We start from the raw sequence: 18,762 nt of genomic DNA on the forward strand, positions 1-18,762 counted from the left end.
GTCCACTACGGGCTGTAGTTGGGTGTTCATGGTGGATCTCAGGTGAAGCGGAACCATCGAGCTGCGGCCGCGCCGCCGATCAATGCCCACACCGCCATCACCACGAGCGACAGCCAGTCGACCCCGCCGGCGATCGCGGTATCGAGGGCCAGGGTCAATGCTCCCGACGGCACCAACCGCACGACGTGTACGAGCACCTCGGGAAGCACGTCGTCGAGGAGCACGACACTGCCGATACCCAGCAGTACGAACCAGACGATGTTCGCGAGGGCCAGCACGATCTCGGCACGCATCGTGCCGCCGAGGAGCAGACCCAGGGTCGCGAACATCACAGTCCCCAACGCGATACCCACCGCGCCGATGAGGAGACCGAGCAGGGTCGGTCGCCAGCCGAGCGCGAGACCGATAGCACCCAAGAGAATTGATTGCATCACCACTACGATTCCGACCGCAGCGCTCTTACCTGCGATGATGCCCCATTTCGGAAGGGCGGTCGCGCCGATCCTTTTCAGTGCACCGTATCTGCGGTCGAATCCGACAGCGATCGCTTGCCCGGTGAAGGCGGTGGACATCACCGCGACCATCATCACCGCCGGCAGGACGCTGTCGACGCGGGCCTCACCGAGGTCGCCGATGGGCAGCAGCGTCAATCCGACCAGCAGGGTGATCGGGATGAACATGGTCAGCAGGAGCTGTTCCCCGTTGCGCAGCAGCAGCGTCAGTTCCATGCGGGTCTGCGCCGCGAGCATCTTCGCGGGAGCATTGGGTCGCGGGTCCGGTGTGAAGGTGCCGGGGGCGAAGCGGTTGTCGACCAGACGGTCGCGGGGCGTCACGCTCATCCTCTCAATTCCCGTCCGGTGAGCTCGAGGAACACGTCCTCGAGGCTGCGCTGATCGACGCGGATCTCGGTGGCGAGCACATCCTGATCGGCGCACCACGTGGCCGCCGCGGCGACCACGAACGGCTCGATATCGCCTTCGACGAGATAGCGACCGGGCAGGGCTTCGCGCACCCGATAGGGATCGGGTAGAGCAGTCCGCAACGTGGTGATGTCGAGGTCGGGTGGCGCCGACAGCCACAGCTGACCTTCGGCGCCGATCCGGGTGACCTCCTCGGGGGTACCCGAGGCGACGACCTTGCCGTGATCGATGATGACGATCTCGTCGGCGAGTTCTTCGGCCTCGTTCATGAGGTGAGTGGTGAGCAGCACGCTGACACCGTCGCGGCGCAGGGCGTCGATCAGTTCCCACACCAGCAGCCGGGCCTGCGCGTCCAGCCCCGCGGTGGGTTCGTCGAGGAACACCAGTTCGGGGCGGCCGACGAGCGCGCACGCCAACGCGAGGCGCTGTTGCTGCCCGCCGGAGAGCCGGCGGTACGGGGTGCGGCGGGAGTCCTCGAGGCCGAGGCGCTGTAGCAGCCAATCCGGATCGAGTGGATCGGCGGAGTACGCCGCCACCAGATCGAGCATTTCCCCGGCCTTGGATCCCGGGTAGGCGCCGCCGCCCTGCAGCATGACCCCGATCCGCGGCCGCAAGAGGTCGGACTGGGTGATCGGGTCGAGTCCGAGGACGCGAACGGTGCCTGCATCGGGGGTGACGAACCCCTCGCACATCTCCACCGTGGTGGTCTTGCCTGCGCCGTTGGGGCCGAGCAGCGCAAGTACCTGGGCGGGTTCGACCGTCAGATCGAGTCCGTCGACCGCGGTCACACCCCCGAATTTCTTGACAACGCCGTCCAGGCGCACAGAGGGAGCCGCACCCGCGGCGGATTTCGAGGTCACGGGTTTCCAGCGTAGGCGTCCACGGCTTCTGTGGGGCGCGCCGGTGGGTGTTCCTCGCCGCGCCACGGCAGCAGAGTGCGGGTCGCGACGATCAGCAAACCTGCGGTCACGATCGTGGCGATCGCGGCCTGCACGATGATGAACGGTTGGTATTCGCCCCCGTTGGGCATCAGGATCACGCTGACCACCGACGAGAACACGATCGTCGGGACGCGGAAGATCGGCCGGGTCGCCCACGCCGCCAAGGGAATCACCGCCCACAGCAGATACCACGGTTGGACCACAGGGAACAGCAGCACGATCGCGCCGAGGGAGACACCCAGCGCGCCGACGGGATGCAATCTCCCGGTCAGGACGGCCAGCAGCATGCGCAGGGCGATGAACGCTGCCACCAGTGCGGCGATGGGCCGTGTGATCGACAACACCGCGGTCGTGTGGTCGCCGAGGCCGAGCAGGACTCCGGCCAGCCCGGTGCCCACGCCGAGCAGGGTCGGGATCGACATCCAGCTGCGCACCTCGGTGGCAGTCCCCAAGGTGTTGGTCCAGCCCAGTCCGAGGCCGCTGCCCCAGCTGATCAAGGCGATCACCGCCACCGCGACGACGCCGAGCGCCGCAGCCGCCGCGAGCACCGACCGCAGTGAGCCACCCCACTTTCGCGCGAGGGCCATGCCGACGAAGCCGAGGGCGAGCAGCGACGGCACCTTGATCATCGACGACACCGCGATCACGGACGTGCCTGCCACAAGCCAGGCGACGACCTGCCAGCGCGGCGTGCGGGCGGTGTCGCTGTAGACCCCGCGCAGCGCCAGTTCGACACCGGCGAGCATGAGGCCGAGCATCAATGCCTCGTTGTGGATGCCCGCCACCAGGTGGAACAGAAGCAGCGGGTTCGCTGCGCCGAGCCACAGTGCGCTCACCGAGGCCACGCCGCACCGCCGGGCGAGACGGGGCAGGGCCCACACGATCAGCGCGACGCCGAGCAGGGCGAGCAGTCGGTGCACGAAGATGCCGGCGACGATGTTCTCGCCGGTGAGGAAGGCGACCTTCTCGCCGAGCCAGATGAAGGCGGGTCCGTACGGTGCGGAGGTGTCGCGCCAGATGTTCGGCACCGTGCGGGTCAGGACGTGATCGACGCCGAGCGCACCGGCGGGGCCGATGCCGTACGGGTCCATGCCGCGTGCAGCGATCTCGCTCTGTGCGAGGTAGGAGTACACGTCCTTGCTGAACATCGGCGGTGCGACGACCAGCGGAAGGATCCACAACAGCAGGGTGCGATCGAGTTGCGATCGGGTCAGCCTGCGCGGTTGTCCGTCGGGGTCGCGGCGTCCGATCGCGAAACGCCCGAGCAGCAGCCAGGCGAGGACGACGAGCACGGTTCCCGTCATGGTCAAGGTCAGCGCGGCGCTGGGCATCCGCGCGGCGAGTCCGAGCGCGCGGACACCCTGCACGGGATTCTGCAGCACGGGTTGCGCACCGGCCCCGAGCGCGCCGACGGCCATGAGAACAGCACCGGTGGCACCGAACAACCGGATGCGGTGTAGTTGGACCGTTTCGGTGGTATCGAGACCGCGCCCTTCGGGTTCGTCGCCGTGGAGGACGGCGGCCACATCGGGTCGTGCGCCGCGGCCGTCGAGGCCGAGAGCGCGCCGACCGAGCGTGAGCGCGCGGGTACCGATGCCGGTTCCGCCGGCGGAGTGATCCGAGGGCGGGTCTGGTTCGGGTGGAGTCGACGGCACTCAGGAAGCGTAACGGGCGCGCAGGCACCTGCCCGGACGCGTCCGGTGCCAGGTTTATTCCGGCGGTGAGGAAGGGCACCCTTGGTGGACCGGCGTCCTGAATTCCGTCACACTGGTGTTGTGAAAAGCCCGTCGGAACTCGTGGAGCATGCAGAACGCGCAGGTCATGTGCCTGTCGCGGGTTCTGCGCACCCGTCGACCGGACGTGAGCACCAAGAAGGTCAGACTCGCGCCGCGGTAGTGCAGCTGCTTGTCGAGAACGGACCGATCACCGCAACCGACATCGGAGAGCGGCTCGGGCTGAGTGCGGCGGGGGTGCGACGGCACCTCGATGCCCTCATCGAATCGGGCGAGGCCCAGTCCGTCGTGCCGCTGCGCGCGAAGACTCGCGGCCGCGGTCGGCCCGCCCGGCGGTTCCAGCTCACCTCCGTCGGTCGCGCCCGACTCGGACACTCGTACGACGATCTCGCCGGGGCCGCGATGCGCCACCTACGGGAACTCGGCGGATCGGCAGCGATCGAAGACTTCGCGCGCCGCCGCGTCCAATCCATCCTCGGTGGCGTTCGCCCCGTCGAATCCGACGACGAGATCGACGCGGTCGCCAACGAGATCGCCGACGCGTTCAGCGCGGCGGGATTCGCGGCGTCGACCCGACGGGTCGGTACCGGCGTGCAGCTCTGTCAGCACCACTGCCCGGTCTCCCACGTCGCCGAAGAGTTCCCCGAACTGTGTGAGGCAGAACAGGACGCCTTCGTGGAGTTGCTCGGCAGCCACGTGCAGCGTCTCGCGACGATCGCCAACGGCGACGCGTTCTGCACCACCCATGTGCCGGTCCTCCCGGTGAAGGAGCCGCCGAGCCCGTGACCCACCGAGTACCTCCAGATTTCCGAATTACTGGACAGCCCGAAGTTCGTCCGTCGGTACAGCCCGCGCCGACAACCACCCCACTCCGGAAGGAGCCCGTATGACCGTCACATCGGACCAGACGTCCGGCGCCGGTACACCGCTGACGCAGGAAGAGGCCATCGAGTCTCTCGGCCACTACGAATACGGCTGGTCGGACTCCGACGCGGCCGGCGCGGTGGCACAGCGCGGCCTGTCCGAGGCCGTCGTGCGCGACATCTCCTCGAAGAAGAGCGAGCCTCAGTGGATGCTCGATATCCGCCTCAAGGCGCTGCGCACCTTCGACAAGAAGCCGATGCCGATGTGGGGTTCGACGCTCGACGGGATCGACTTCGACAACATCAAGTACTTCGTGCGTTCCACGGAGAAGCAGGCGGCAAGCTGGGATGACCTGCCCGACGACATCAAGAACACCTACGACAAGCTGGGGATCCCGGAAGCGGAGAAGCAGCGTCTCGTCTCGGGTGTCGCCGCCCAGTACGAGTCCGAGGTGGTGTACCACCAGATCCGCGAGGACCTCGAAGCCGAGGGCGTGATCTTCCTCGACACCGACTCGGGTCTGCGTGAGCACCCCGAGCTGTTCCGCGAGTACTTCGGCACGGTGATCCCGGCGGGCGACAACAAGTTCTCCGCACTGAACACCTCGGTGTGGTCCGGTGGTTCGTTCATCTACGTCCCGCCCGGTGTCCACGTCGACATCCCGCTGCAGGCCTACTTCCGGATCAACACCGAGAACATGGGCCAGTTCGAGCGCACGCTGATCATCGTCGACGAAGGCGCATCCGTGCACTACGTCGAGGGTTGCACGGCGCCGATCTACAAGTCGGATTCGCTGCACTCCGCGGTCGTGGAGATCATCGTCAAGAAGGGCGGCCACTGCCGCTACACGACGATCCAGAACTGGTCGAACAACGTCTACAACCTGGTGACCAAGCGCACCAAGGTCGAGGCGGGCGGCTCGATGGAGTGGATCGACGGCAACATCGGTTCCAAGGTGACGATGAAGTACCCGGCCGTGTGGATGATGGGCGAATACGCTCGCGGTGAGGTGCTCTCGGTTGCGTTCGCAGGCGAGGGTCAGCACCAGGACACCGGCGCGAAGATGCTGCATCTGGCGCCGCACACCTCCTCGACGATCGTGTCGAAGTCCGTCGCGCGGGCAGGTGGACGGGCCTCCTACCGCGGTCTTGTGCAGATCAACAAGGGTGCCTACGGCTCGAAGTCGACCGTCAAGTGCGATGCGCTGCTCGTCGACCAGATCAGCCGCTCCGACACCTACCCGTACGTCGATATCCGCGAGGACGACGTGACGATGGGCCACGAGGCCACCGTCTCCAAGGTCAGCGACGATCAGCTGTTCTACCTGATGAGTCGCGGTCTGAACGAAGACGAGGCGATGGCGATGATCGTGCGCGGCTTCGTCGAGCCCATCGCCAAGGAACTGCCGATGGAATACGCACTCGAGCTCAATCGGCTCATCGAACTGCAGATGGAAGGGGCAGTCGGCTAAATGACTGCGGAAGCGAAGAACATTCCCACCGCCGGCGAGCCGGCAGTCGGTACCGCCGGCAAGCCGGCAGTCGGTACCGCCGGCGAGCCGGCTGCCCGTAACGGCGTCCAGGGCGCCGCCCGCGCTGAGAACCGCACACCGGCCGTGAACACGCAGGCGGTGCCTGCCACGAACAAGGGAGAGGTGTTCACGTCGTTCGACGTCAACGCCTTCGAGATCCCCGGCGGCCGCGACGAGGCGTGGCGATTCACTCCGCTGCGCCGACTGCGTGGACTGCACGACGGCACCGCCGTCGCTGACAGCAACGCCACCATCGAGATCGGTGACGTCGAAGGCGTGCAGATCGAGACCGTCGGCCGCGACGACACCCGACTCGGGCAGGGTGGCGTGCCGTTCGACCGGGTCGCCGCGCAGGCATATTCGTCGTTCGAGACGGCCACCGTCATCACAGTCGGCCGCGAGGTCGCGGTCGCCGAACCCGTCATCATCACCGCGACGGGTCCGGGCGAGGGCCACGTGGCCTTCGGGCACCTGCAGGTCAGGCTCGAGCCGTTCGCGCAGGTCACCGTCGTGCTCGATCAGAAGGGCAGCGGGACTTACGCGGAGAACGTCGAGTTCGTCCTCGGCGACAGCGCGCAACTGCGGATCGTCGCAATCCAGGACTGGGCCGACGATGCCGTGCACGTCGCCGCCCACCATGCCCGCCTCGGGCGCGACGCGGTGCTGCGGCACTTCACCGTCGGACTCGGCGGCGACCTGGTGCGCGTCTCGGCCACGACCAAGTACGACGGCCCCGGCGGCGACGCCGAACTTCTCGGCCTGTACTTCGCCGACGCCGGACAGCATCTCGAACAGCGACTGCTGGTCGACCACTCGCAGCCGCACTGCAAGTCGAACGTGGTGTACAAGGGCGCGCTCCAGGGCGATCCCGATTCGGGTAAGCCCGACGCCCGTACCGTGTGGATCGGCGACGTCCTCATCCGCGCCGAGGCCGAGGGCACCGACACCTTCGAACTCAACCGCAATCTCGTGCTCACCGACGGTGCGCGCGCCGACTCGGTGCCGAACCTCGAGATCGAGACCGGCGAGATCGTCGGCGCCGGCCACGCCTCCGCGACCGGCCGCTTCGACGATGAGCAGCTGTTCTACCTGCGTGCCCGCGGTATTCCGGAGGATCAGGCCCGACGGCTCGTCGTGCGCGGTTTCTTCCACGAGTTGCTCGAGAAGATCACCGTGCCCGAGGTACGTGAGCGCCTCGAGGCCGCGGTCGAAGCCGAACTCGCTGCGGTCGGCGTCTGACACGCCACCCGCCGTTACCCCCATCGACTTTCGAAGGAATCAGTAGACCGATGTCCAGCCCCCAGAACGTCCTCGAGATCACAGACCTGCACGCGTGTGTCGCGCAGACCGACACGAATGCCGAGCCGATCGACATCCTCAAGGGCGTGAACCTCACAGTCCGCTCCGGTGAGACGCATGCGATCATGGGCCCGAACGGCTCCGGCAAGTCCACGCTGTCGTATGCGATCGCGGGACACCCCAAATACGAGGTCACCTCGGGCTCGATCACCCTCAACGGTGAGAACGTCCTCGAGATGAGCGTCGACGAGCGGGCCCGCGCCGGACTGTTCCTCGCCATGCAGTATCCCGTCGAGGTGCCGGGTGTGTCGATGTCGAACTTCCTGCGCACCGCCGCCACCGCCGCCCGCGGTGAAGCCCCCAAGCTTCGCCACTGGGTCAAGGAGGTCAAGGAGGCGATGAAGGAACTCGACATCGACCCCGCCTTCGGTGAGCGCAGCGTCAACGAGGGATTCTCCGGTGGCGAGAAGAAGCGCCACGAGATCTTGCAGCTCGGGATCCTCAAGCCGCGGATCGCGATCCTCGACGAGACCGACTCGGGACTCGACGTCGACGCGTTGCGTGTGGTGTCCGACGGTGTCAACAGCTATCGGGAACGCGAGCAAGGCGGCGTCCTGCTGATCACCCACTACACGCGTATCCTGCGGTACATCAAGCCGGAGCATGTGCATGTGTTCGTCGGTGGCCGCATCGTGGAGTCCGGTGGCCCGGAGCTCGCCGACGAACTCGAAGCGAACGGCTACGAGCGCTTCGCCGCTGCCGTAGCGACGGCAGACACCCAGGGAGCGTGACTGCATGACGGTGCCGGTGCGGACGTTCGACGTCACCCGGATACGGGAGGACTTCCCGATCCTCGCGCGCACGGTGCGTGACGACAAACCGCTGGTCTACCTCGATTCGGGGGCGACCTCGCAGCGTCCCGTGCAGGTGCTCGACGCCGAACGCGACTTCCTCTTCACGTGTAATGCCGCGGTACACCGCGGCGCTCACGCGTTGTCCGAGGAAGCGACCGACGCGTACGAAGGCGCACGCGCCGTCATCGCCTCGTTCGTCGGAGTCGACGCCGACGAGGTCGTGTTCACCAAGAACGCCACCGAGTCGCTCAACCTCGTCACCTACGCATTCGCCGACTCCCGGTTCGCGCACCGGCTCGGCCCCGGCGACGAGATCGTCATCACCGAGCTCGAACACCACGCCAATCTGGTGCCGTGGCAGGAACTGGCCCAGCGCACAGGGGCCACCCTGCGCTGGTACTCGGTCACCGACGACGGCCGCATCGACCTCGATTCGCTCGAGCTCACCGACGCGGTCAAGGTGGTCGCGTTCACCCATCAGTCCAACGTCACCGGTGCGATCGCTCCGGTCGAAGAGATCGTCCGTCGTGCCAAGGCGGTCGGAGCGCTGGTGGTTCTCGACGCATGCCAGTCGGTTCCGCACATGGCGGTGGACTTCCGGGAACTCGGTGTCGACTTCGCCGCGTTCTCCGGACACAAGATGTTCGGTCCGTCGGGCGTCGGTGTCTTGTACGGGCGGCGTGCACTTCTCGCGGAGGTGCCGCCGTTCATCACGGGCGGATCGATGATCGAGACCGTGACCATGGAGTCCTCCTCGTTCGCGGCACCGCCGCAACGATTCGAGGCCGGCTCGCCGATGTCGTCGCAGGCCGTCGGTCTCGGTGCCGCGGTGCGTTATCTGCAGGACATCGGCATGGACGCCGTCGCCGCGCACGAACACGAGCTGACCGCCGCTGCGCTGACCGAACTCGGCGGCATCGACGGGCTGCGCATCATCGGCCCGACCACCTCGGAACAACGCGGTGGCGCGGTGTCGTTCGTCGTCGACGGGATCCATGCTCACGATCTCGGGCAGATCCTCGACGACGAGGGCGTGGAGATTCGTGTGGGGCACCACTGCGCGTGGCCGTTGCATCGTCGCTTCGGGGTCGCCGCCACCGCTCGCGCTTCGTTCGCGGTGTACAACACGCTCGACGAGGTGGCTGCGCTCGGCGCCGCGATCCGCCGTGCACAGGACTTCTTCGGGGTGCGTGGCTGATGCGGATGGAACAGATGTACCAGGAAGTCATCCTGGACCACTACAAGCGCCCCCATCACCGGGGACTGCGCGATCCCTACGGCGCAGAAGTGCACCACGTCAATCCCACCTGCGGAGACGAGGTGACGCTGCGAGTACACATCGACGAGGGCATCGTCGCCGACGTGTCCTACGACGGCCAGGGCTGCTCGATCAGTCAGGCCTCGACCTCGGTCCTCACCGACCAGGTGATCGGCATGCCCGTCGAGGAGGCACTGGCCACGGTCGCGAGCTTCGCGGAGATGGTCGGCAGCCGCGGCGCCATCGAGGGCGACGAAGATGTGCTCGGCGACGGCATCGCCTTCGTCGGGGTCTCCAAATACCCGGCGCGGGTCAAGTGCGCGCTGCTGGGCTGGATGGCGTTCAAGGATGCGGTCGTGCAGATCGCCGACAGCACCCGCGACGACGAAACCGTTTCGAGCGGAGGACAGAAAAGATGACCGAACCCGCCCCCGACACCACTGTCGGCGACACCGAGCAGACCACCGACGAGGCCACTACCGCCTTGGTGGCCGACGTGGCACCACCGCTAGACCCCGTGCGCCTCGACGAGCTCGAGGAAGCAATGCGTGATGTGGTCGACCCCGAACTCGGTATCAACGTCGTCGATCTCGGGCTCGTCTACGGAATTTCCGAATCCGACGAGGCCGTCACGGTCGACATGACGCTGACCTCGGCCGCATGCCCGCTCACCGATGTGATCGAAGATCAGGCCCGTGGCGCCATGGTGCGCAGTGGCCTGTGCAACGAACTGCGCATCAACTGGGTGTGGATGCCCCCATGGGGCCCCGACAAGATCACCGACGACGGGCGCGAACAGTTGCGCGCCCTCGGTTTCACGGTGTGACCAGAGCAGACACCTCCGAATCGGCGGATCCGCCGCCGGCCTCAGCGCCGGCGGCGGCCGTCGATTCGGTCTCTGAGCTCGATCCCGTTCCGGGGCTCGAGCAGGGGTTGGTCGTCCTGTGGCGTCGGGTCCGCGGTTTGATCCGCGAGCGCGCGCTGGCCGTGCATCCCAAGCTCGATCCGGTGTGTTATCCGATGCTGATGATGCTGCGTCGCGCCGACGCCGTGGCGATGGCCGATCTTCATGCCGACCTCGGCATCGAGAAATCGACTCTCACCCGTCGAATCGACAGCACGGTCCGGTTGGGTCTGGTCGAGCGGACACCCGACCCGAACGATGCGCGCGCTCGTCTGCTGGCTCTGACCCCGTCGTGCCGGGACCGGTTGAACGAACTGGAGTCGGTACAGACCGAGCAGTGGCGCGCTCGATTGTCGGACTGGGACACCACGGACATCCGTCGCCTGAGCGAACTTCTCGGTCGCCTCGGAGACTCGATCGAGGATCACGACGGCTGATCGGGCACCGATCCCGGAGGTCGGTCGTGTTACGCGCGTTTGCGCGCCGCACTTTTCTTCGCGGTGCTCTTGGAGGCCGGACTCTTCTTCGTAGGAGTCTTCTTGGTGGCAGTCTTCTTCGCTGCGGCTTTCGCCGGTGCTTTCCGCCTGCTCGATTTCGCCGCGGGCTTCGTATCGCTGTCGTCCTGTTTCCCGCCCGCAGCCTTGACGCTGCGCTGGAGCGCCGCCACCAGATCGAGCACCTCGGCGTCCTCACCGTCGCTCGACGTCTCGGCGACCTGGAAGACCTTCTCACCCCCGCGTTCGATCGCGTCGTCGAGCAGCGCGCGTAGTTCCATCTGATATTCGTCGGTGAACTCGGCGGGGTCGAAGTCCTCGGACATCGACTCGACGAGGGTCTCGGCCATCGCGAGTTCCTTGTCGGTCGGCGCCGCCGCATCGTCGAGAGCGCCGAATTCGGCGGCACGTACCTCGTCCGGCCACAACAGAGCCTGCAGGACGAGGACCCCGTCGGCGGTCCGCAGCGCCGCGAGCCGGGTGCGCTGCCGCAACGTGAAATGTACGAGCGCGGTGCGGTCGCTGCGCTCGAGGGTCGCAGCGAGCAGGGCATAGGCCTTCGGGGACGCAGAATCCGGCTCGAGGTAGTACGACTTCTCGAACAGAATCGGATCGATCTGCTCGGTGGGGACGAACTGCAGCACCGGGATCTCATGTTTCTCGGCAGCGGGCAGCTTCTCGAAATCCTCGTCGGTGAGCACGACGCGCACACCCTCGTCGGATTCGTAGGCCTTGTCGATGTCCTGGAATGGGACGATCTCACCGCATTCGCTGCACACACGCTGGTATTTGATCCGGCCGCCGTCGGCGGCGTGGACCTGATGAAATCTGATGTCGTGGCTTTCCGTCGCCGAGTACACCTTCACGGGCACGTTCACAAGCCCGAACGCGATTGCACCCTTCCAGATCGATCGCATGGTTCCATCATGATCGACGAGAACCCGGATTGCTGGGCTTCACCGGATACCCCGCAGGATCGACCCCCGCACACCGGACGGAACAGCGCCGAACAACCGGCACATCCCGTCAAGGGTGCCCACGACGTCGGTCCGGCGTGACAGATAGGAACGTTGCCGGTCGATGGGCAGGTCGAAGAACGCAGCGAAGAACTCGGGGACCTCGGCCGGGCGCAGCCCACCGAGCAGTACCCGCAGCCCGACGTTCCGGATCGCCGCGACCGCGCGTGCAGATCTCGGCCACAGGAGCCGGTACGGATCCGAACCCGATCGGATCGCCGCCGCCAGCGGATCCGCGGCGGTGAGCGCGGCGGCGACCGCATAGCCGGTCGCCGGGTGCATCAAGCCTCCACAGGCGCCGAATCCGAGTACACCGTCGTGTCGCCGTGGACCCCCGTCGACCGAGAACCGAACCCGCTCGACGGGGGCGGTCGCAGGCACTGCGACGCCACGGGTGGACAGTCGTACCCCGAGCCTGTGTTGAAGTTCGGCGAGGGGGAGCGCAGGCCGTCCCACCAGGCACGTTTCTTCGAGAAGTACTCGCTCGTCATCCAAGGGCACGGCATACAGGAACGACGGTGTGTCCGTCTCGGCGGTGCCGTTGTCCCGCCGCCAATCCATGAACCATGCAGAGCGGCCCTCCAGGGCCGCGGCGGCGGTCTCCGCGTCGGTCACCACACCGAAAGCCGTCTGCTGCGCGGATTTGGATGCGACCGGCACACCGCGGGCGTCGAAGACGTGTGTGGCCCGCAGCCGTTGACCGTCGTCGAGGATCACCTCGCCGGGCGCGAGGGAGCGGACCCGGGCCTGTGTCACTGCCACGGACTCGAGCGACAGCGACCGCTGGAGCGCCGCGGTGTCGAGCACGGTATAGGGACGGTCGAGGACATGGGGACGGGTGGTCCATACGCCCGGGGACTCGACCCGGGCCGCGAGGACGTTCTCGGGCAGCCACGACGGTAATTCGTCTGCCCATGCGCCGTATGTGGCGGTCCACACCCGATGCGGTGACGGATCGACGGCGCGCACCGACAGGCCGGCGTGGGCGCAGCGGGCCGCCAGCGCGCGCCCGGAGGGCCCAAGGCCGGCGACCAGCACGTCCGCGGTCCGAACGGCAGTCATGCAGTCCTCGCGGTGATCATGGTCATCACACTAAACCGTTCGCACCCCGACGTAGTGCATCTCACCTCGTGAAATAGCTCGTGGCGCGGTAAAATCAATGGTTCGTGCGCCGCCTGTCCGGCATCATGACCCACACACTCTTACCCATCGAGGAGCTTCACGCGTGATCACCGCCACCGACCTGGAAGTCCGCGCCGGCGCGCGGACGCTGCTCTCTTCACAGGGGTCAGCGCTGCGTATCCAGGCGGGTGACCGGATCGGGCTGGTCGGGCGCAACGGCGCGGGGAAGACCACGACGCTGCGCATCTTCGCGGGGGAGAGCGAGCCGTACGCGGGCACGGTGATCCGCTCCGGTGACCTCGGGTACCTGCCGCAGGACCCGAAGGAAGGCAACCTCGAGGTCCTCGCCAAAGACCGGGTTCTCTCCGCGCGAGGTCTCGACGAGATCCTCCGCAGCATGGAGAAGCAGCAGGCATTGATGGCCGAAGCCGTCGACGACAAGGTCCGAGATCGCGCCGTGCGCAAGTACGGGTCGCTCGAGGAGCGGTTCTCGACGCTCGGCGGGTATGTCGCAGAGTCCGAGGCCGCCCGGATCTGCCACAGCCTCGGCCTGCCCGACCGCGTCCTCGGTCAGGCACTGAACACCCTGTCGGGTGGTCAGCGTCGTCGTGTCGAACTGGCCCGGATTCTGTTCGCTGCATCCGACGGATCCGGTGGCAAGTCGGACACCACACTGCTTCTCGACGAACCCACCAACCACCTCGACGCCGACTCGATCACGTGGCTGCGTGGTTTCCTGCAGAACCACGAGGGTGGCCTCGTGGTCATCAGTCACGATGTGGACCTTCTCGCCGATGTGGTCAACAAGGTGTGGTTTCTCGATGCCGTGCGCGGCGAGGCCGACATCTACAACATGGGGTGGAAGAAGTACCTCGACGCCCGCGCGACCGACGAGGCGCGCCGTCGTCGTGAACGCGCGAATGCGGAGAAGAAGGCCTCCGCCCTGCAGAAGCAGGCCGCGAAGCTCGGTGCCAAGGCGACGAAAGCCACCGCGGCGCAGAACATGGCCAAGCGTGCCGAGAAGCTGCTGGGCGATCTCGATGATGTGCGAGTGGCCGACCGGGTCGCCAAGATTCGTTTCCCCACGCCCGCGGCCTGCGGCAAGACACCGCTGATGGCGAAGGAACTGACCAAGGTGTACGGATCCCTCGAGATCTTCACCGGCGTCGACCTGGCCATCGACCGGGGCAGCCGCGTTGTGATCCTCGGACTCAACGGTGCCGGTAAGACGACTCTGCTGCGTCTGCTGGCGGGTGTCGAAACCCCCGATCTCGGCGAGCTCGTGCCCGGTCACGGCATGAAGGTCGGCTACTTCGCGCAGGAGCACGACACGATCGACGATGGTGCGTCGGTGTGGGAGAACATCCGGCACGCCGCACCCGACGCAGGCGAACAGGACTTGCGCGGCCTGCTCGGTGCGTTCATGTTCACCGGACCGCAGCTCGATCAGCCGGCAGGCACCTTGTCCGGTGGTGAGAAGACCCGTCTGGCGCTCGCGGGTCTGGTGTCGTCCGCGGCAAATGTGCTATTGCTCGACGAACCGACCAACAACCTCGATCCGATCTCGCGCGAGCAGGTGCTCGATGCGTTGCGGAGTTACGAGGGCGCTGTGGTTCTGGTCACGCACGATCCGGGAGCTGCCGAGGCGCTGAATCCCGAACGCGTGATCATGCTGCCGGACGGAACCGAAGACCATTGGTCGCAGGATTACCTCGAATTGATCCAGCTGGCGTGACAACCCGGGCCGGGGCATGTACACCCGGCCCATGGTTTCCGCCATCGATCCGGTCGGCGTTGCGCGATCCGCTCCGGGCGCTGCCTGCGTGATCTAGCCTGGGTGCTGGGACCTTCGGCGAGGCGACGGGAGGATTCGATGGCGCGAAATCCTGACACTGGGCAGCCTTCGTACGCGAAGGGAGCCAGAGTGACCGGTGAGTCCAGAGACCGCTTACAGGCCGAGCTCAAGCGACGCTACGAAGCGGGCGCGAGTATTCGGACGCTGGCGCAGGAAACCGGGCGATCCTATGGCTTCGTGCACAACGTGCTGGTGGAGTCGCAAGTGCGCCTACGAGGTCGAGGCGGCCCGAACCGACGGCGTGCTGCGCCCGCGAGCAACGGTGCCAGCTGAGAATCGTGCGTGGCGCTCGGTACTGAGCGCGGTCAGTCGCGTCGGCGGACCGATTCTTCGACGAGGTCGAGTACTCGGCCGAGTTCGTCTTCCGCGTGGCCGGACGCGAGCCGGGAGATGAGCCCGTCGAGGACCAGATCGAGATATGCGACGAGTACTTCGGTCGGCACATCGTCGCGGAGCTTCCCGGCCTCACGCTGTCGTTCGAGACGGCCGACGGTGGCCTCGGTCAATTCGGCGGAATGCTGGGTCCAGGCCCTCGCGAACTCGGGATCGGTGCGAAGTCTGCGCGTGATTTCGAGTCGTGTGCCGAGCCAATTGAACTGCTCAGGTGTGGAAAGCATGTCGCGCATGACCTGGACGAGGCCCTCGTTGCTGGCGACGTCCGCCATGCGTTTGGCGTCTTCCTGCGCGAGTGCGAGGAACAGCCCGTCCTTGTCTTTGAAATGATGGAAAATCGCGCCGCGAGAGAGGCCGGTCGCGATCTCGAGGCGTCGTACGGTCGCTCCGTCGTAACCGAAGTCGGCGAAGCAGCGGCGTGCACCGTCGAGGATCTGGCTGCGCCGCGCGGCGAGGTGATCCTCACTGACCTTGGGCACTACCCACATCCTTCCGGAATCGGATCATGGCGGGAACTGGACGGCCGGTGGTGGCACGGCGGGCCCGAGACGAGTGGTGTCCCGAGCCCGCCGCTGTTGCACCGGAGTGACCGTGGCGGTCACGAATCCGATCAGCTACGGATCATGTTCCGCAGCACGTATTGCAGGATTCCGCCGTTGCGGTAGTAGTCGGCTTCACCGGGCGTATCGATACGGACGACCGCGTCGAACTCGACCTTCTCGCCGTTCTCCTTGGTGGCGGTGACCTTCACGGTCTTCGGAGTGACGCCGTTGTTGAGCTCGGCGATACCCGAGATGTCGAAGACCTCGGTGCCGGTCAGGCCGAGCGATCCCGCCGACTCGCCCTTCGGGAACTGCAGCGGCACAACGCCCATACCGATCAGGTTCGAGCGGTGGATGCGCTCGAAGGACTCGGTGATGACAGCCTTGACGCCGAGCAGGCTGGTGCCCTTGGCTGCCCAGTCACGCGACGAACCCGAGCCGTACTCCTTGCCGCCCAGGACGACCAGCGGGATGCCGGCAGCCTGGTAGTTCTGCGACGCGTCGTAGATGAACGCCTGCGGCGCGCCTTCCTGCGTGAAGTCGCGGGTGTAGCCACCGGAGACGTCGTCGAGCAGCTGGTTGCGCAGCCGGATGTTCGCGAACGTACCGCGAATCATCACCTCGTGGTTACCGCGACGCGAGCCCAGGGAGTTGTAGTCCTTGCGCTCGACACCGTTGGCGTCCAGGTACTGGGCGGCCGGAGTGCCGGGCTTGATTGGACCTGCCGGGCTGATGTGGTCGGTGGTGACCGAATCGCCGAGCAGCGCAAGGACGCGAGCACCCGAGATGTCGGTGACCGGAGCCGGATCCATCTCCATGCCGTCGAAGTACGGGGCCTTGCGGACGTAGGTCGAGTTCTGGTCCCACTCGAAGGTGTCACCTTCGGGGGTCGAGAGATTCTGCCAGCGGCTGTCGCCGGCGAAGATCGTGGCGTAGGACTTGCGGAACATGTCCTGGCTGATCGCCGTCTTGATGGTCTCTTCGATTTCCTGGGTGGACGGCCAGATGTCCTTCAGGAAAACCGGGTTGCCGTCGGTGTCGTTGCCGAGCGAGTCGGTTTCGAAGTCGAAGTCCATGGTTCCGGCAAGACCGTAGGCGATCACGAGCGGCGGGGAAGCCAGGTAGTTCATCTTGACGTCGGGGGAGATACGGCCCTCGAAGTTGCGGTTACCCGACAGCACCGCGGTGACCGACAGGTCGTTGTCGTTGATGGCCTTGGACACGGCCTCGGGGAGCGGTCCGGTGTTGCCGATGCAGGTGGTGCATCCGTAACCGCCGAGGTAGTAACCGAGCTTCTCGAGGTACGGCCACAGGCCGGCCTTCTCGTAGTAGTCGGTGACGACCTGCGAACCGGGAGCCATATTGGTCTTGACCCACGGCTTGGTGGTCAGGCCCTTCTCGACAGCATTGCGTGCGAGAAGTGCGGCACCGAGCATGACCGACGGGTTGGACGTGTTGGTGCAGGACGTGATGCCGGCAACGACGACGGCGCCGTGATCGAGTACGAACTCGCCGGCGTCGGACTTGACGACCACAGGCTTGCTCGGGCGACCTTCTGCACCGTTGGCTGCAGACAGAACGTCGACGGCTCCGTCGTCAGCGAAGGACAGTGCAGCCGGATCGGAAGCGGGGAAGGACTCTTCGACGGCCTCGTCGAGCTGGGTGTGCTCGGCCGGAAGCTGCTCCTCCACGTAGTTGTGGATGTCCTTGCGGAACGCCGTTTTGGAATCCGACAACAGGATCCGGTCCTGCGGGCGCTTCGGGCCTGCGATCGAAGGAACAACCGTTCCCAGATCGAGCTCGATGTACTCGGAGAAGACGGGCTCTTCGTCGGGGTTGTGCCACAGACCCTGTTCCTTGGCGTATGCCTCGACGAGCGCGAGCTGCTCGTCGCTGCGGCCGGTCAGGCGCAGGTATTCGATCGTTTCGCTGTCGATCGGGAAGATCGCTGCGGTGGAACCGAATTCGGGGCTCATGTTGCCCAGGGTCGCGCGGTTCGCGAGCGGAACCTCGGCGACACCCTTGCCGTAGAACTCGACGAACTTGCCGACGACGCCGTGCTTGCGCAGCATCTCGGTGGCGGTCAGCACGACGTCGGTTGCGGTGACTCCGGGCTTGATCTCGCCGGAGAGTTTGAAGCCGACGACGCGGGGGATGAGCATGGAGACCGGCTGGCCGAGCATTGCTGCTTCGGCCTCGATGCCGCCGACGCCCCAGCCGAGCACGCCGAGGCCGTTGACCATGGTGGTGTGCGAGTCGGTGCCCACGCATGTGTCGGGGTAGGCCTGTCCGTTACGGGACATGACGGTCGGTGCCAGGTACTCGATGTTGACCTGGTGGACGATGCCCATTCCCGGGGGGACGACCTTGAAGTCGTCGAATGCGCCCTGACCCCAACGCAGGAACTGGTAACGCTCGCCGTTGCGCTCGTATTCGAGATCGACGTTGCGCTCGAGCGCATCGGCCTGGCCGAAGACGTCGAGGATGACCGAGTGGTCGATGACCATGTCGGCGGGGGAGAGCGGGTTGACCTTGTTCGGGTCGCCACCGAGCGCGGTGACGGCCTCACGCATCGTCGCGAGGTCGACGATGCAGGGCACGCCGGTGAAGTCCTGCATGATCACGCGGGCGGGCGTGAACTGGATCTCGACGCTCGGCTCGGCCGACGGATCCCAGCCCGCGATCGCGCGGATGTGGTCGGCGGTGATGTTCGCGCCGTCTTCGGTGCGCAGCAGGTTCTCGGCGAGGACCTTGAGGGAATAGGGGAGTTTCTCGGTGCCGGGGACCGACGACAGGCGGAAGATCTCGTACGAGTTCTCTCCGACCTGCAGCGTCCCCTTGGCGCCGAACGAATCAATACTGGTGCTCACATCAGCTCCACTCGTCGTTACGGCTCGCCGCCGACGGGGCTGTGTCGACGGCTCAAGCGAGGCTCACGGCCATGTCCGGGGGTTGACCGGTGCCGCGGCATCTCGCCACAAGTCTAACAGTACGCTTGTCCTACATAGGCCCGGGGGAGGCTCTCGAAGCGATTGT

At 66.2% G+C, this 18,762-nt stretch carries 17 protein-coding genes; 10 read left to right on the forward strand and 7 right to left on the reverse strand.

Annotation, left to right across the window (positions count from 1 at the left end):
* Window positions 1-38: 38 nt before the first annotated feature.
* From ACFWCF_RS05490 to mptB, 3 genes are read right to left on the reverse strand one after another with little or no spacing between them, the layout of a single operon-like run.
* A complete protein-coding gene (locus ACFWCF_RS05490) occupies window positions 39-839 on the reverse strand; it encodes an ABC transporter permease (RefSeq protein ID WP_378558183.1) in 801 nt (266 codons plus the stop codon).
* On the reverse strand, window positions 836-1,780 hold the full coding sequence (locus tag ACFWCF_RS05495) for an ABC transporter ATP-binding protein (protein ID WP_378558186.1): 945 nt from the start codon (window positions 1,778-1,780) through the stop codon (window positions 836-838). Before ACFWCF_RS05495 ends, ACFWCF_RS05490 begins: the two co-directional genes overlap by 4 nt.
* Entirely contained in the window at window positions 1,777-3,516 is a 1,740-nt protein-coding gene (gene mptB, locus ACFWCF_RS05500) for a polyprenol phosphomannose-dependent alpha 1,6 mannosyltransferase MptB (protein WP_378558189.1), read from the reverse strand. The genes ACFWCF_RS05495 and mptB overlap by 4 nt, the downstream gene beginning before the upstream one ends.
* A gap of 120 nt (window positions 3,517-3,636) precedes the next feature.
* Here mptB and ACFWCF_RS05505 point away from each other — a divergent pair, with 120 nt between their 5' ends.
* From ACFWCF_RS05505 to ACFWCF_RS05540, 8 genes are all read left to right on the forward strand, one after another.
* Window positions 3,637-4,380: a helix-turn-helix transcriptional regulator gene (locus ACFWCF_RS05505; RefSeq protein ID WP_378558192.1), complete on the forward strand. Its 744-nt coding sequence runs from the start codon at window positions 3,637-3,639 to the stop codon at window positions 4,378-4,380.
* A gap of 100 nt (window positions 4,381-4,480) precedes the next feature.
* Window positions 4,481-5,929 carry a Fe-S cluster assembly protein SufB gene (sufB, locus tag ACFWCF_RS05510; protein ID WP_378558195.1) on the forward strand — a complete coding sequence of 483 codons (1,449 nt, stop codon included), beginning with the start codon at window positions 4,481-4,483 and terminating at the stop codon, window positions 5,927-5,929.
* Window positions 5,930-7,228: a Fe-S cluster assembly protein SufD gene (gene sufD / locus ACFWCF_RS05515; protein ID WP_378558198.1), complete on the forward strand. Its 1,299-nt coding sequence runs from the start codon at window positions 5,930-5,932 to the stop codon at window positions 7,226-7,228. It abuts the gene before it with no gap.
* Between the two features lie 50 nt (window positions 7,229-7,278).
* Window positions 7,279-8,079 carry a Fe-S cluster assembly ATPase SufC gene (sufC, locus tag ACFWCF_RS05520; protein ID WP_378558201.1) on the forward strand — a complete coding sequence of 267 codons (801 nt, stop codon included), beginning with the start codon at window positions 7,279-7,281 and terminating at the stop codon, window positions 8,077-8,079.
* 4 nt (window positions 8,080-8,083) lie between these two features.
* Window positions 8,084-9,340: a cysteine desulfurase gene (locus tag ACFWCF_RS05525; RefSeq protein WP_378491954.1), complete on the forward strand. Its 1,257-nt coding sequence runs from the start codon at window positions 8,084-8,086 to the stop codon at window positions 9,338-9,340.
* The gene (sufU, locus tag ACFWCF_RS05530; RefSeq protein ID WP_378491953.1) at window positions 9,340-9,819 is read left to right on the forward strand and encodes a Fe-S cluster assembly sulfur transfer protein SufU; all 480 of its coding nucleotides are present in this window, start codon (window positions 9,340-9,342) and stop codon (window positions 9,817-9,819) included. Before ACFWCF_RS05525 ends, sufU begins: the two co-directional genes overlap by 1 nt.
* On the forward strand, window positions 9,816-10,226 hold the full coding sequence (locus ACFWCF_RS05535; RefSeq protein ID WP_378558204.1) for a metal-sulfur cluster assembly factor: 411 nt from the start codon (window positions 9,816-9,818) through the stop codon (window positions 10,224-10,226). Before sufU ends, ACFWCF_RS05535 begins: the two co-directional genes overlap by 4 nt.
* Window positions 10,223-10,741, forward strand: a complete 519-nt coding sequence (locus tag ACFWCF_RS05540) for a MarR family winged helix-turn-helix transcriptional regulator (RefSeq protein WP_378491951.1) — start codon at window positions 10,223-10,225, stop codon at window positions 10,739-10,741. The genes ACFWCF_RS05535 and ACFWCF_RS05540 overlap by 4 nt, the downstream gene beginning before the upstream one ends.
* A gap of 29 nt (window positions 10,742-10,770) precedes the next feature.
* On the opposite strand, the gene ACFWCF_RS05545 is transcribed toward ACFWCF_RS05540, so the two are convergent.
* Both ACFWCF_RS05545 and ACFWCF_RS05550 read right to left on the reverse strand, forming a co-directional pair.
* Window positions 10,771-11,715, reverse strand: coding sequence for a Ku protein (locus ACFWCF_RS05545; RefSeq protein ID WP_378558207.1), 945 nt, complete (start codon window positions 11,713-11,715; stop codon window positions 10,771-10,773).
* 39 nt (window positions 11,716-11,754) lie between these two features.
* The gene (locus ACFWCF_RS05550) at window positions 11,755-12,876 is read right to left on the reverse strand and encodes a lycopene cyclase family protein (RefSeq protein ID WP_378558210.1); all 1,122 of its coding nucleotides are present in this window, start codon (window positions 12,874-12,876) and stop codon (window positions 11,755-11,757) included.
* Window positions 12,877-13,039: 163 nt separating this feature from the next.
* Between ACFWCF_RS05550 and ACFWCF_RS05555 the strand changes: the two genes are divergently transcribed.
* Both ACFWCF_RS05555 and ACFWCF_RS05560 read left to right on the forward strand, forming a co-directional pair.
* Window positions 13,040-14,671: an ABC-F family ATP-binding cassette domain-containing protein gene (locus ACFWCF_RS05555; protein ID WP_378491948.1), complete on the forward strand. Its 1,632-nt coding sequence runs from the start codon at window positions 13,040-13,042 to the stop codon at window positions 14,669-14,671.
* A 138-nt stretch (window positions 14,672-14,809) separates the two neighbouring features.
* Entirely contained in the window at window positions 14,810-15,064 is a 255-nt protein-coding gene (locus tag ACFWCF_RS05560) for a helix-turn-helix domain-containing protein (protein ID WP_378491947.1), read from the forward strand.
* A 32-nt stretch (window positions 15,065-15,096) separates the two neighbouring features.
* On the opposite strand, the gene ACFWCF_RS05565 is transcribed toward ACFWCF_RS05560, so the two are convergent.
* Both ACFWCF_RS05565 and acnA read right to left on the reverse strand, forming a co-directional pair.
* A complete protein-coding gene (locus ACFWCF_RS05565) occupies window positions 15,097-15,663 on the reverse strand; it encodes a TetR/AcrR family transcriptional regulator (protein WP_378491946.1) in 567 nt (188 codons plus the stop codon).
* A gap of 131 nt (window positions 15,664-15,794) precedes the next feature.
* Complete coding sequence (gene acnA / locus ACFWCF_RS05570) at window positions 15,795-18,596, reverse strand: aconitate hydratase AcnA (protein ID WP_378491945.1); 2,802 nt, start codon at window positions 18,594-18,596, stop codon at window positions 15,795-15,797.
* Window positions 18,597-18,762 lie beyond the last annotated feature (166 nt).

This window comes from Rhodococcus sp. NPDC060090 (assembly GCF_042729855.1).
Lineage (GTDB): Bacteria > Actinomycetota > Actinomycetes > Mycobacteriales > Mycobacteriaceae > Rhodococcus.

Coding starts and splice junctions, on each gene's coding strand:
- ACFWCF_RS05550 (WP_378558210.1), bottom strand. CDS start 12,876: ATGACTGCCGTTCGGACCGCGGACGTGCTGGTCGCCGGCCTTGGGCCC.
- sufC (WP_378558201.1), top strand. CDS start 7,279: ATGTCCAGCCCCCAGAACGTCCTCGAGATCACAGACCTGCACGCGTGT.
- ACFWCF_RS05490 (WP_378558183.1), bottom strand. CDS start 839: ATGAGCGTGACGCCCCGCGACCGTCTGGTCGACAACCGCTTCGCCCCC.
- sufU (WP_378491953.1), top strand. CDS start 9,340: ATGCGGATGGAACAGATGTACCAGGAAGTCATCCTGGACCACTACAAG.
- sufB (WP_378558195.1), top strand. CDS start 4,481: ATGACCGTCACATCGGACCAGACGTCCGGCGCCGGTACACCGCTGACG.
- ACFWCF_RS05525 (WP_378491954.1), top strand. CDS start 8,084: ATGACGGTGCCGGTGCGGACGTTCGACGTCACCCGGATACGGGAGGAC.
- ACFWCF_RS05535 (WP_378558204.1), top strand. CDS start 9,816: ATGACCGAACCCGCCCCCGACACCACTGTCGGCGACACCGAGCAGACC.
- ACFWCF_RS05560 (WP_378491947.1), top strand. CDS start 14,810: ATGGCGCGAAATCCTGACACTGGGCAGCCTTCGTACGCGAAGGGAGCC.
- sufD (WP_378558198.1), top strand. CDS start 5,930: ATGACTGCGGAAGCGAAGAACATTCCCACCGCCGGCGAGCCGGCAGTC.
- ACFWCF_RS05545 (WP_378558207.1), bottom strand. CDS start 11,715: ATGCGATCGATCTGGAAGGGTGCAATCGCGTTCGGGCTTGTGAACGTG.